Raw genomic sequence first — 13,845 nt, 5'->3', positions numbered from 1 at the left:
CGCGGTCAGGATATTTTGTGAACAGTCGCAGGGATATCGATTTCGATAATCAGTAACTGTCGCAATCGATTTGAATACCCTCCATATCGTCGCCGACAGGAGGACTTGTGCGCACCGCTTTTCGTGATCCCGGGATTCCCGATGGCGAGAAATCCGTGTACACCGTCGGTATGGCGGATCAGCCGCACCGATTCGAGGTGACCAGTGAGGTGGCGCACGAGGACGACGGCTATCGCTCGACCGTCGAAATGCGCCCGGGTGACGGGGATCCGACGATCCGGATCGAACAGCGCTTCCGACGAGTCGGCGGCTGGCTGCACGCGGCAGACTATCGCGCCGAAACGCGCTCCGGCAATACGGTGGTCTCGCGCGAGGAGGCGCATTTCGTCGACACCACGCACCTGCAATTCGGCAGCGGCATAGCGCCGTTCCCGTCGAATATCATGCCGCTCATCGGCGGTCTGACGCTGCTACGCGGACTGGATTTCACCGAGGGCGTGGTGGAATCCCTGGATTTGTGGCTGGCTTTCTCGGTGCATTGGCCGCTGGCGGCGCGGGTGGCGAAGCAGACGACCGTCGATGTGCCCGCCGGACGTCTGAGCAGCTGGCCCGTTCACCTGCGGCCCGGCTTCGCACATGTGAACAGCTTCTTGGACAAGGTGATCGGAGGCCTCATACCGTCATCCATCGCACACTTCGACGCGGCCCCGCCACATCGGCTGGTGCGGTTCAGCTTCCCGACCGAGGCGATGCCATCCGATCCACGCGGGCTGATGGAGTTGGTCACGTAGTACCGACGACCGACGCGAATACCGCGTGCATCGCGGACACGTAGCGAGCCACCGATTCGTGCGCCACCGGGGTATCGGGATAGATGACGCTCAACGACGTCCCCGTCGGCAGCCGGTTGATCCACACCAGAACCTCTTCGGACGCAGCGCGATTGGCGTACACGCCCGCGCGCACCTCGCCGAAGAATTCGTGCCCGACGAAGTCGCGCGCGTCCACATACGAGATCATCGGAGTCGACCAGCCGGGGCGCGCCTTGATATCGGTATCGGCGGGTAATAACTCCAGCACACGGTGAAATGACGTGGGTGCCAACCGAATACCGTTTTCATAGGCCCGCTGCGCAATGGTCACGGCGCGGGCGAAGGTGGTGGTGCCGATCGGGAATGCCACCGGAACGAGGGATACATACCAGCCGACCGAGGCGCGTTCCGCCGGGGAGGTGCGGGTGCTGATCGGTGTCATGCCGAAGTAATAGTCGCTGTCGACGAGTTCGCGTTCGGCCAATGCCGCCGCAGCGAAGACGCCACCGACGAATTCGGCATCGTTCTGGCGGCAGATCTTCTCGAACCGCCGTGCGTCGTGCTCGTCCATCAAAGTGATACTGCGATGGACACTGCGGTTGTAGCCATCGGTTCGCTTACCGAGACCCAAAGGGAAGGACGGCAATTCGCCGTCATTGCCGCGGATCAGCTCGAGCCATTTTCGAACGCCGTGCGAAGCGAGGGTCATCGCGGCGGTGTATTGGCGTTCCACGACGCAGTAGTCGAGATAGCTTGCGGCCGGAGGCAAGTCCTCGACGGCCGACCAGACCTGCTGGGCGTAGAGGTGGGCCAGGTCGAAACAGGACAGGTATTGTCCGAGCCCGTCGGTGTGCAGATGGTCGACGGCCAGGTAGACCGTGGTGGACTCACCGTGTTCGATGACGCCGAAGGTGAAGCAATCCCATTGGAACGGACCGGGTGTGGTCTTCTGCACATGTTCGCGGATGGCTTCGGCGTCATCGAGGCGGCCGTAGTCGATCGGTACGAAGTCGACTACATCCGGTGCGACCAGGCGTCGCCGCACCGTCCCATCGGAATCGATGGCGAACCAGGTCCGAAAGGTGTCGTGGCGCAGGAGGAATGCGTTGATGACGCGCGTCATCGCATCCCGGTCGAGATCACCCATCGGTATTTCGGCCGTGACCAGACACAATCCGGAGTAGCGGAAGTCGGCGGCGGCGTGCCGATCGGCCAGGCGCAGATACTGCTCCTGCTGATGTGACGGCGGCGCGGGATGGACGGGCGCCTGCGCGGCCCGCGCCACCGATTCCGGTGCGGCAACCCAGGTGACCAGCCGACCGGGGGCCGGGTTCCATTCGTCGATGAGCCCGAAATCGACCACAGCGATACCTCGATTCGTCGATAAGGGTGGTCAGTGCTGCGGTACGGCCATCGCCGCCACGGTGCTCGATCCGTTCGCGGCCGCGGTGTCCTGTGCGGCCCCATCGGTCGCCCGCAGATCCGGAATCGGCTGTGGCTGACCGGGTTCGGCGGCCAGTATCAACTCGGCCACTTTCGGACCGGCCTGTTCCAGGCTGAACGATCGACCCATCTGCAGCGACATCAGGTCGATGCCGAGGGCTTTGGTGACGCGGGCGCCCAGTTCCACCGCCATCAGCGAGTCCAGTCCGAGTTCGGGCACCGGCACCGTCATATCGATCGAATCCACCGGCACGCCCATGACCACGGCGAGTTCCTCGGCCATCTTGCGGGCAATGAACTGCCCGCGCTTGGTTTCGTCCATCTCGACGAGTTCGGAGCGCAGCTGGGCCAATTCGGAGGTGTCCTTGGCGGAAGCCTTGGCCAGTTCGATGGTCCGACCGGTGCGGGTCAGCTGGGGGAAGGTGCCGGTGAGCTTGGCCCAGTCGGTGGGGATGATCGCCGCCCGCGTTTCGCCCAGGCGCAGTGTCTGCTCCAAATAGGCGGTGGCATCGGCCATATCGATCGGTCCGAAGCCGACCAGGTCGAGGTATTTGACGGCCGTTTCGTCGGCCGCCATCCCGCCGGTCGCCCCCGAAAGGTGGCCCCAGCCGATGCACAGCGCCCGCTCGCCGGCCCTGGACCACGCTTCGGCCAGCGCCTCGACCGCCACGTTGGCCGCGCAGTAGTTGTATTGGCCGTAGATCCCGTACATCGAACCGCCGGAGGAATACAGCACGAACATATCCAGCCGAATACCCGCCTCGGTGACCGCACGATGCAGGGCGCGCGCACCGTGCACCTTCGGCAGGTACACCTTGGCCAGTTGTTCGTGTTCCATCTGTTCGAGGCGGTTGTCTGCGACCGAGCCTGCCGCGTGGAAGATGCCGCGCAGCGGGTGCTCGATGCTGTGGGCACGGGCCACCACATCGGCGACCGCGTCGGCGTCGGTCACATCGACCAGTTCCTCGATCACCTCGATGCCGACCGTGCGCCAAGCCTCGAGCTGTCGACGCGCCTCCTCGGTACTCGCACCGCCCCGGCCGAGCAGAACCAGTCGGCGCGCGCCGCGCAGTACCAGCCAGCGACCGGTCGCCATCCCGAATCCGCCGAAGCCGCCGGTAACGAGATATGTTGCGTCGGAGCATATCTCGATCTCGGGCAGGTACGGCCGGACGGGCGGCTCCGGCGAATCCATGCGCAGTGCGATCCGGGCCGGCCGGGTCGATCGGATGACCTCCTCGAAGGCCTTGCCCACCTCGTCGGTCTCGAACATCTGGTACGGCAACGGCCGATAGATCTCTGCGAGGACCTTCTCATACACCCGCTGCAGCAGCCTTGCCAGCCGCTGTGGGCGGACCGCGACGAGGCGGTCCAGATCCATCGAGTAATAGGCCACGTTCTTGTCGAAATTGGCCAGCTCCAGCAGGCCGCCGGTGTAGATATCGGCCTTGCCGACTTCGACGATGCGCCCGAATTCGGCGACGGCATTGAAGTTCTGGCGCAGGATCTCCCCGGGCGCGCTGCTGAGCACCACCTCGGCCCCCTTGCCGTCGGTCAGGGCCAACACATCGTCGACGAAGTCGAGCGACCGCGAGTTCACCGCGTGATCGGCGCCCAGGGCGAGGATATGTGCCCGCCGCTCATCGGAACTCGCTGCACCGATGATCCGCGCACCCACCGCCTTGGCGACCTGAATGGCGGCCGTCCCGACGCCACCAGCGGCTCCGTGGATCAGCACCGTCTCACCCGGCTCCAGTCGGGCCAGATCCAGCAGTGCGTATTCGGCGGTGCCGAAGGCGATGGTGCTGGTGCAGTATCCGGGGTCGGCATCGGGCGGCAGCGGAATGGCCAGCTGCCGATCGACGATCGCGAAGCGTCGCATCATGCCCTTGGCCGCGACGGCGACCAGGTCGCCGACGGATATGCCCGCGACCTCGGCGCCGACCCGCACCACGGTACCGACGCCCTCCATACCGGGCACGGTACCGAAATATGTTGGTGCCAGCTCTCTTTCGCCGAGCAAACCGATGACCTTGAGTGGATCCTTGTAGTTCAACCCGATGACCTGCATGCGGACCTCGACCTGATCGGGCCCCGGTTCCGGGCGCGGGCACTGCCGCCAGGCCAGCGCCGACAGCAGCCGGGTTCGCGGGAGTTCGAGCTGGAAATTGGCCTCCGAATCGGTGAGCGGCACCGGGGTATCGAGCACCTCGAGACGCTCGGACAGCGGTTTGGTCACCACGGGCACCCAGCGTTTGCCGTCGCGCAGCAGCACCTCATCGGCATTGTCGTGCGAAAATGCCCCAGGCACCGCCAATTCCGCGAGCAGCTCGGCGATGGTGGTATCGGGCTCGACATCGATGAGCCGCCACCGCAATGGTGTCTGCTCGTTCAATAGCACCCGTCGCGCCCCGGCCAGCGCGGCCTGTCGGGAATCCGGCGCGGTCGTACTGTCCGGCAATGTGAATGCGCGCTCGGTCACCAGGGTGACGTGGGTCGAACCGTTGCCGAAGACGGTCTGTGGCGTGCCGTCGGACGACGGTGGGTTGGCGAATTCGTGCACGGCGACCGCGATCCGCTTCAGCGTCCACAGGTGCGCGAGATCGTCCTCGACGGCGCCGACGACCACACAGACATGCAGCCGCTGCACTTCCGCCGTCCGCGCGGCCAGCAGGTGCGTGACCAGTTCCGCCGCAGACTCCGGCCCGGCCGGATCGGCCAAATGGAGCCGCGATTCCGGGATCGCTGCCACCAATTGCTCAGCGCGGCTGCTCGTTCCGAGAGCGACGACCACCGTGGCAACCGAACCGGTATCGCCCAATGCGGCCGGATCGATGGGGTCGCGCTGTTCCATGGTGTCGGCGTAATAGAAATCCGCCATGCGGTGCAGCGGATCGTCGCCCGGCTTCAGCGCACCGATCTGCAGCCCGGTCAACCGCAGCACCAGATTCTCCTCGCCGTCGAGTAGATCCACATCGGCGCGCAGCCGCGCCCGCGGATCGCGGCGCGCGACAACCGTGATCTGGTCGGGAATCGGCGCGAGCAGCCGGACCGCCGCCACCCCGACGGGCACCATGACGCCCTCGTTGATCCGCTCATCGGCGAAAAGCAGCGCCGCGGTCTGCATCGCGGCATCGACCACCGCCGGATGCGCGAGATGTCCGGAGTCCGCGGCGATCGTGCCGTCGACCGTAGCGACCACGGCGTCCTTGCCGACCCGCACCGAGGTCACGCGCTGGAAGGCTGGACCGTACTGCAGGCCCGCCGCCGCAAGTCCGGAGTAGAACATCTCCGGATCGACATCGATGCCGACATCGATAGTGGGGACGGTCGCTTTCGTCGGCCCGTGGCTGCCGGTCAGCGTCCGGCCGAACGAGTGCACGGTCCAAGCCGTCCCGGTGGCATTGCGCGATCTGATCAGGAACCGTCCGCTGGACTCCTCGAGGCTCAATGCCATGAGCGGCACATCCGGTGCGCCCATGATCAGTGGCGCGACGAACCGAACCTGTTCCAGTGCAACCCGTTCGACGCCCAGCCTGGTAGCCGTCGCACTGAGCGCGGCATCCAGATATGCCGCGCCCGGCATGATCCGCACCCCGTTGACAACGTGATCGGCCAGCCAGGGCAGCAATTCCGAACCTACCTGCAACAGCCAGTCCGAGCGGCCCTCCACATCCGGATCGCCGAGCATGGCGTAGCTGTTCGGAGTACCGAGCCTGGCCTGCTCGAAAAGCGGGAGCGTCGAATGCAACCGAGTCCGCTGCCACGGATAGCGGGGCAGCGGCACGTGTTCGGCGGCCGGACGGTCGGCCGGGAAGAGCACCTCATGATTCAGCACACCGGCCCCGTAGAGACCGATCAGCGTGCGACGGATGCTGGCCGAATCCGGCTCCTTACGATCGAGCGTCGCAACTGTGGTGCCGTGTACATCCGCGTCCAGCAGCGCCTCTCGAATATTGCCCGACAGCACGGGATGCGGCCCGACCTCCAGGAATACCCGACTGCCCGCGGCGATCACCTTGGTGATGGCATCGAAGAACCGCACCGGCTGCCGGACATTCGCACACCAGTACTCGGCATCCCAGTCGGCGTCGGTGACGAGGTCACCGGTCACGGTGGAATACAGCGGTACGCGCGGCGGCCGCGGCGACAGATCCGCCAGTTCCGTGCGCAGCTCGTCCAGGATCGGATCCATCAATCGGCTGTGATAGGGCACCTCCACACGCAGCCGACGCGCGAAAGCCGCGTCCTCGGTGAGCTTTTCGGCGATCTCGTCGAGCCGGTCGACGTCGCCGGACAGGGTGAGGGAGTTCCCGCTGTTGATCGCGGCGATATCCACGCGCGGATCGTCGCCGACGAGTTCGCGGGCTCGCTCGTGCGTCAACCCGACCGCGAGCATGCCGCCCGATCCGGCGGTGGTCGCCTGCAATCGGGCTCGGTGATAGGCGACCCGGACGGCCTCCGGCAGCGTCAGCATCCCGCTCACATACGCCGCCGACACTTCGCCCACGCTGTGACCGACCACGGCGGCGGGCGAAATCCCGAATTGTGCAAGTTCATCCACCAAAGCGACCTGCACCAGGAAGTTGGCCGGTTGCGCCACCTCGGTGCTGGTCACACGCGACTTTTCCTCGGCCCGCAGCAACTCGTCGATAATGGACCAACCCGAGACCGCACAGAACTCCGCATCGATCCGCGCCGCAGTCTCGGCGAATATGCCACCGGCGGAAAGCGATTCGCGCGCCATACCCCACCACTGCGGGCCCATACCGGAGAATACGAACACCGGCTCGCTGTTGCGGGAGACGACGGTGCGCACCGCGTCCCGGCCCTCGCCCGCGGCGAACTGCCGCAGATCCCCGACCAGGTCGTCGGTTTCGCCGACGAGGACGCCGGTGCGGTAGTGATGATGGGCCAACCGTGTCCACGCGGCCTCGGCCAGGTGATCCGGATCGGCACCCGCGCTGATCAGGTCGGCGAAGCGCCCGGCGAGGGCTCGGGCAGCACCGGTGCTGCGGGCCGAAATGGGCAGGATGCCGTGATGGTGTCCCGGTTTCGGCAGCACCCGTTGCGCCCGATACTCCTGCAGAATCGCGTGCGCGTTGGTGCCGCCGTATCCGAAACCATTGACCGCGATTGTCATTGGAGCGGCATCCGGGGTCAGCGGTTCGGCGTCCACCTGCACGCGCAAGCCCAGCTCGTCGAACGGAATATCCGGATTGGCCTTGTCCAGCCAGCCCTGTGGCGGAATCGTGCGATGCCGAATCGCCAACGCCGCCTTGATCACACTCGCGACTCCGGCTGCGGCCTCGGTATGACCGAGTGTCGCCTTGACCGACCCGACGCCGAGAATGCTCGAACGTCCTGCCGGAGCACCGAAGGCGCGCCCCAGGGCACGCAACTCGACCGGGTCCCCGACCAGGGTTCCGGTGCCGTGCGCCTCCACGTAGGTGATGTCGTCCGGGGACAGACCGGCGCGCGTGCGCACCGAACGTGCGAGTGCCTCTTGGGAATCGGCGTTCGGCACCGTGATTGCCGTCGTCCGCCCGTCCTGGTTGGAGCCCGTCGCCTTGACCACCGCGTAGATGCGATCACCGTCGCGCACCGCATCGTCGAGCTTCTTCAGCACCACCATGCCCGCGCCCTCGCCGCGGCCGTAACCGTCGGCGGCGGCATCGAAGGATTTGCAGCGGCCGTCGGCGGCCAGGAAGCTGCCCTTGCACATCAGTACGAACGTTTCCGGCTGCAGCATCACATTCACGCCGCCGGCCAACGCCACCGTGCAGTCGCCATTGTCGAGTGCCTGGCAGGCCAGATGTAATGCGACCAGCGACGACGAGCACGCGGTATCGACGGTGAGTGCTGGGCCGGTCAGGTTGAGCGCGTAGGCGATTCGATTGGACAGCATGGTGTAGGACGCGCTGGCCGGTGTGTGCATATCGGTGTGGAACAGCGCCGGACCCACCACGCCGATCACCGACTGGTCCACCACGAATCCGCCGACGTACACGCCGACCGGTGCACCGGCGGCCCGGCCCGCCATGCCGGCGTCGTCCAGGGCTTCCCAGCTCACCTCGAGCATCAGGCGTTGCTGTGGATCCAGCACCGTCGCCTCACGCGGCGAGATGCCGAAGAAGTCCGGGTCGAACTCCCATGGATCGATCGTCATGAAGGCGCCGTGCTTGGTGTAACTGCGGCCCGGCGTGCGCGGATCCGGATCGTAATACCGGCGGTAATCCCACCGGTCCCGCGGAATCTCGACGACACCGTCGCGCTTATCGACCACGAATTCCCAGAATGTATCGGGCGAATCTATCCCGCCCGCGTATCGACAACCGATACCAACAATAGCGATATCCGACACGCAGTTCCTCCCGAATACGGCTACTCGTCGCCGCGCGAATAGAGCGATATGCATAACGAAGTCCACCACGGTGGGCAAACCGGGCCCGAGTCTATCGAGGTGGCGACGAGGACCCGTGACATTCTGTAGATCACGTCGAATTCACGGCCCGCGGACTGTGAAGTAGCCCAATTCGAGGGCTGAAGAACGTTGTGCCACCGGGGCTTTCGGCTCGACTCACAATCGCGGCACCCAGTTTCTTGTGTGGTTTCAGAATTCATGTCGATTCCTGTGTGCATGGCGTCGGCATTGTTACGATCTAGCCGGTCGGCCCGGTCGACCGATTCACGCACGCATTAGGAGGCGGCGATTGTTCGCCGATTTCGCGCAGTGGGCAGATATCATCGTTCGGCGACGATTCACGGTGATCGGCGTGATAGTGGTCGCAATGCTGGGACTGGGCGTTTATGGACTCGGACTCGGCGATGATCTGAGTTCGAGCGGATGGGACGATCCGACCTCGGAATCCGCGCAGGCGGCGCGGTTGCGCGACGAAGTGTTCGGACGCGATCACAGCGGTGACGTCATCCTGCTGTTCCATGCGCCCGAGGGAGAGACGATCGACGATCCGGCATTCGCCGGCGTCATCGTCGACAGTCTCGATGAGCTGCCGCGGCGCTTCCCGAATGAAATCGCGAAGATCAACGGAACATACTGGCCCACCGAAACCGGTGTGGCGGTGCCGGATCTGTTCGGCTCCGAGGACCGCAAGTATGCCTTCGCCTCCATTGCCGTCAAAGGCCATGACGAGACCGAGCTGATGCGCAACTTCCGCGAGGTTGCGGACGGTTTCGATATCCCCGGCATCGATATGGAGGTCGCCGGTGGGCAGCCGGTCGCCGGCGCACTCAACGACACCATGGTCCACGATCAGGCGCGGATGGAAGTGTTCGCCATCCCGGCTGTCGCGGTGTTGCTGTTCTTCCTCTTCGGCGGGGTTGTCGCCGCCGCCCTCCCGCTGATCGTCGGCGGGCTCACTGTGCTCGCGGCCTGGGGGATCATTCGCGCCATTACTACCCTCACCGAGGTGAACTCCTTCGTCTCCCCGGTGGTTTCGATGATCGGTCTCGGCTTGGCCATCGACTACGGGCTGTTCATCGTGAGCCGATTCCGCGACGAACTCGCCGACGGCCAGGAGGTACCGGTGGCGGTGCGGCGGTCGGTCTCGACCGCGGGCCGCACGGTGGTGTTCTCCGCGACCGTCGTGGTCGCGGCGGCGGGCGGCATCCTGCTGTTCCCGCAGGGGTTTCTGCGGTCGTTCGCCTACGGTGCGATCGTCACTATCGCATTGGCCGCACTGACCGCCGTCACGTTGTTGCCCGCGCTGCTCGCCGTGCTCGGCCACCGCGTGGACCTTCTCGGATTCGACTGGTTCCGCAAGACCGGATCCGCCGACGAGGTGCGGGAGAATTTCTGGGGCCGCATCGCCGCAGGCGTGATGAAAAGACCGCTGGCCGTGGCGATTCCGGTGTGTGCCGGGCTCTTGCTGCTCATCGCGCCGGTGCAACATCTGGCATTCGGTGGGATCACCGAGCGGTTTCTCCCGCCGGATCACCCGACTCGATCGGCGCAGCAGCACTTCGACGAACTCTTTCCGCTGCGGCGGATCGATCCGATCTACCTGGTCATGATCACCTACAACAGTCCGGATATCGAGACGGTAGTGGCGCGCGCGGATCAGGCCCCCGGCCTGGCCGCACCGTTCCCCAAACCCACACAGCGCCCGGCGCAACCGTTCGTCTACACCACCGAGACGGTGCTGGCCAGTCCCGCGGACGCCGATGCGACCATCGACTATCTGCGCTCCATGGAACTGCCCAAGGGGACAACGGTGATGGTCGGCGGCGAACCGGCAGCGCAGCGCGACAGCATCGACGCGCTGTTGCACCGGCTACCGCTGATGCTCGCGCTCGTGTTCATCGTCACCTCCGCACTGCTGTTGTTGACCTTCGGCTCAATCGTGTTGCCGCTCAAAGCGGCTGTGCTGAACCTGCTCGGCCTAGGGGCCACCATCGGCGTGCTGACGTGGATCTTCGTCCAGGGTCACGGGGCCGGTCTGCTGGGTTTCACACCGCAGCCGATCATGTCGCTGGTGTTGATGCTGATCGTGTCGGTGATCTACGGTCTGTCCACCGATTACGAGGTGTTCCTGCTCGCCCGTATCGTCGAGGCGCGCAGGGCGGGCGCGTCCACGACCGAGGCGGTCCGCACCGGAGTAGCGCGGACGGGCCGGATCATCTCGGCCGCCGCGCTGATCTTGATGGTGGTGACCGGCGTCTTCGCCCTGTCCGATCTGGTGATGATGCAGTACATCGCGCTCGGCATGGTCACCGCGCTGTTCATCGATGCCACCGTGCTGCGCATGCTGCTGGTCCCCGCGACCATGAAGCTGCTCGGTGACGCGTGCTGGTGGGCTCCGGCCTGGCTGCGGCGCATCCAGCGGAAAGTCGTTGTCCGTGAACCAGTTACCGACAGCGCAGATGCGATGCCGACGTCCCGTCGATCGGAATCGGATCCGACCTCGGTCTGACGCGTCTCAGCTCGCCAGATCGGCGACATGCCGCTTACGGCCGGATTCGGCGGCCCGGACTGCGGCGGCGATCGCGACCACCGGCGGAACCCAGCGGGCCTCACTCGGCGAAATCCCCCAGCAGGCCGAACCGGCCGACAGACGGGTCGGCGGGAGCGGGATGCTCGCACCGTCGGTGTGTACGGTGGCGCCGACGGCGCGCAGTGCGCCGATCGCCATGGCCGCGTTGGCCGCGCCGACGACGAGGTGGATCTCGCGGCGCTGCGGGCCTGGGATTTCGATCACCGGACCGGACAGGTTGTTGGCCCGGAGGTACCGGCGCACGGTGGCGGCCAGTGTCCCGGTGAGTTCGATGGCCGAAATCTGCGCGTCGGTGATCAGACAGACACCATTGGTCGTTTCCGCGACCGTCCAACCACGTCGGCGGCAGTCCTGCACCGTATCCGATGTGGCCTCGGTGACGGAACTCGGAAACGTTGTCGGCACTATCTTCTCCGTTCTCGGCTCAAATCTGCGACCATCAGCGTCACATCCGTACCTGGGCATCAAATCTGTTCGGGCTTAGAGTTTCCCAACAGATTTCTTACGGCCCTGATTGTGCGGCGTTCCCAATGCCGGTGACATCACCCCGAGGTCGCGGCCGCTGTCGTCCTTTGGTCGTACCCGCATGCCGAGTCGTTCGGGCAAACCACGGAATTGCCTGCGCAGTCCGACGTGTGCGAAACAGGTCCGGTGCCGGTCAGCCGAGCCGGCGCGCGACCTCGCCGAGGCCGGTGGCGATGGCCTCCTGCTGTTCGGGGGTGAGCACACCGATGAGGACGCGGCGCACCGTTTCCACGTGCCCGGGGGCGATTTGCTCGAGTCGGTCGCGGCCGGCTGCGGTGAGGTTGGCGATGACGCCGCGGACATCGGTGAGGCACGCTGCGCGGCGTACCAGACCGGCCTTCTCCATTTGGGTGACCTGGTAGTTCAGACCGCTTTTCGAGGTGTAGAGAGCATCGGCCAATTCGGTCATGCGCAGTTGGCCGTCGGGTGCCGCGGCGAGGCGGACCAGGACCTCGTACTGGGTGTGCGAAAGCCCCTCGTGTTTGAGGTGCTGTTCGACCTGTCGGCCGACGAGCGCCCCCGCCGCGAGGAAACCCTGCCAGGTGCGCATCTCCCGCTCGTTCAGCCATTTCGCGTCAGCCACGACTGCCATCCTACCGGGGTTGTTCAAATTTGAACAACAGGCTATAGTCGATTCGAGTTCAAATTTGAACTAGTTGGATGGAGGACGGCGATGGCCGGACAGATGCCGGTGCTCTACCTCTCACACGGCGCCCCGCCCCTGGCCGATCACCCGCGGTGGCCCGGTGAGCTGGCCGCATGGTCGCGCGAATTACCGCGTCCCACAGCGATTGTGATGATTTCCGCGCACTGGGAGGCTGCGCCGATCGCGCTCGGCGCCACCACGACAGTGCCGCTCGTCTATGACTTCGGCGGCTTTCCGGAGCGCTACTACCACGTGCAATATGCCGCACCGGGAGCGCCGGGACTGGCGGCCGAGGTGCGCAAATTGCTCGGCGGCGGTGTCGTCGATGTGCCGGATCGCGGGCTGGACCACGGGGCCTACGTGCCGCTGAAGGAGATGTATCCCGACGCCGATGTCCCGGTGTTGCAGCTGTCTATGCCGACGCTGGACCCCCAGCGGCTGATGGAATTGGGCCGTCGGCTCGCGCCGCTGCGCGACGAGGGCGTGCTGATCGTCGGCAGCGGTTTCTTCACCCACAACCTGAACGCCATCACCGCTGATGACGAGCACGTCTACACCTTCACCGCCGAATTCGACGACTGGGGCCGCGAAACCCTCGCCGCGCACGATCTCGACGCCCTGCTCGACTTCGAAAACAAGGCCCCCGCAGCACATCTCGCACATCCGCGCACCGACCATTTCGCACCGCTGTTCGTCGCCCTCGGTGCGGGTGCCGACGATTTCACCAGCCATCGCACCGTAATCGACGGCTTCTGGCTAGGCATGGCCCGGCGCTCCATCCAGCTCGGCTGATCCACCCCACATCGAAAGGTATCTCATGACCGCGACCATCACCGCCCCCGCCGCGAACACCGAAACCGCAACGCGCACACACACTTATGATCTCGGTCTACTCGTCCTGCGGCTGGCCGTCGGACTCACCATGGCCGCACACGGCGCGCAGAAACTGTTCGGCTGGTTCAACGGTGGCGGCCTCGATGGCACCGGCGCATTCTTCACGATGAGCGGCTACCCGTCGGGCAAGGCGATGGCCGTGGTCGCCGGCCTGAGTGAAACCCTCGGCGGACTCGCCCTTGCCGTCGGCCTGCTCACCCCGCTCGCCGCCGCCGCACTGGTCGGAACCCTGCTCAATGCGATCGCCGTCAAATGGGGCGGTGGCTTCTTCGCCCCGAAGGGCATCGAATACGAACTGGTCCTCACCCTTGCCGCCGCCTCGCTCGCCCTCACCGGTCCGGGCCGCTACGCCGTCGACCGTATGATCCCGGCTCTGCGCAACCACCGCCTCGTCTTCGGCATTGCCGCCATCGTGCTGGCCCTGGTAGTTGCGGGCGCGGTCCTGATCGCCCGCAACTGACGGGATCAATCGGGGTAGACCCACTGGCAGAGTGCCGGGCACCGGATGTCA

General features: G+C 65.5%; 8 protein-coding genes. 4 read left to right on the top strand and 4 right to left on the bottom strand.

The genetic code is table 11. The features are described from left to right. The first annotated feature begins 107 nt into the window (after positions 1-107). Positions 108-791, top strand: a complete 684-nt coding sequence (locus tag ACFYOW_RS02085; protein WP_387283654.1) for a hypothetical protein — start codon at positions 108-110, stop codon at positions 789-791. Here ACFYOW_RS02085 and ACFYOW_RS02080 read toward each other — a convergent pair. Then, positions 784-2,175: a condensation domain-containing protein gene (locus tag ACFYOW_RS02080; protein ID WP_387283652.1), complete on the bottom strand. Its 1,392-nt coding sequence runs from the start codon at positions 2,173-2,175 to the stop codon at positions 784-786. The two genes, ACFYOW_RS02085 and ACFYOW_RS02080, sit on opposite strands and share 8 nt — an antisense overlap. 30 nt (positions 2,176-2,205) lie before the next feature. After that, complete coding sequence (locus ACFYOW_RS02075) at positions 2,206-8,619, bottom strand: SDR family NAD(P)-dependent oxidoreductase (RefSeq protein WP_387283650.1); 6,414 nt, start codon at positions 8,617-8,619, stop codon at positions 2,206-2,208. A 349-nt stretch (positions 8,620-8,968) separates the two neighbouring features. Between ACFYOW_RS02075 and ACFYOW_RS02070 the strand changes: the two genes are divergently transcribed. Continuing rightward, a complete protein-coding gene (locus ACFYOW_RS02070; RefSeq protein ID WP_387283648.1) occupies positions 8,969-11,188 on the top strand; it encodes an MMPL family transporter in 2,220 nt (739 codons plus the stop codon). A gap of 6 nt (positions 11,189-11,194) precedes the next feature. On the opposite strand, the gene ACFYOW_RS02065 is transcribed toward ACFYOW_RS02070, so the two are convergent. Continuing rightward, the gene (locus ACFYOW_RS02065) at positions 11,195-11,674 is read right to left on the bottom strand and encodes a hypothetical protein (RefSeq protein ID WP_387283647.1); all 480 of its coding nucleotides are present in this window, start codon (positions 11,672-11,674) and stop codon (positions 11,195-11,197) included. 253 nt (positions 11,675-11,927) lie between these two features. Further along, positions 11,928-12,377 carry a MarR family winged helix-turn-helix transcriptional regulator gene (locus ACFYOW_RS02060; protein ID WP_387283645.1) on the bottom strand — a complete coding sequence of 150 codons (450 nt, stop codon included), beginning with the start codon at positions 12,375-12,377 and terminating at the stop codon, positions 11,928-11,930. Between the two features lie 90 nt (positions 12,378-12,467). On the opposite strand from ACFYOW_RS02060, the gene ACFYOW_RS02055 reads away from it, so the two are divergent. Then, complete coding sequence (locus ACFYOW_RS02055) at positions 12,468-13,232, top strand: dioxygenase (protein ID WP_387283643.1); 765 nt, start codon at positions 12,468-12,470, stop codon at positions 13,230-13,232. A 25-nt stretch (positions 13,233-13,257) separates the two neighbouring features. Then, complete coding sequence (locus tag ACFYOW_RS02050) at positions 13,258-13,794, top strand: DoxX family protein (RefSeq protein ID WP_387283641.1); 537 nt, start codon at positions 13,258-13,260, stop codon at positions 13,792-13,794. The last annotated feature ends 51 nt before the right edge of the window (positions 13,795-13,845 follow it).

Origin of the sequence: Nocardia sp. NPDC006982 (genome assembly GCF_042869435.1) — a bacterium.
GTDB lineage: Bacteria > Actinomycetota > Actinomycetes > Mycobacteriales > Mycobacteriaceae > Nocardia.
The sequence above is the reverse complement of the archived record's forward strand: the minus strand, read 5'-3'. Positions and strand labels throughout refer to the sequence as shown.

Bases quoted from the DNA above. Each gene is read 5' to 3' on its own strand.
- ACFYOW_RS02050 (WP_387283641.1), top strand. From the start codon at position 13,258: ATGACCGCGACCATCACCGCCCCCGCCGCGAACACCGAAACCGCAACG.
- ACFYOW_RS02055 (WP_387283643.1), top strand. From the start codon at position 12,468: ATGGCCGGACAGATGCCGGTGCTCTACCTCTCACACGGCGCCCCGCCC.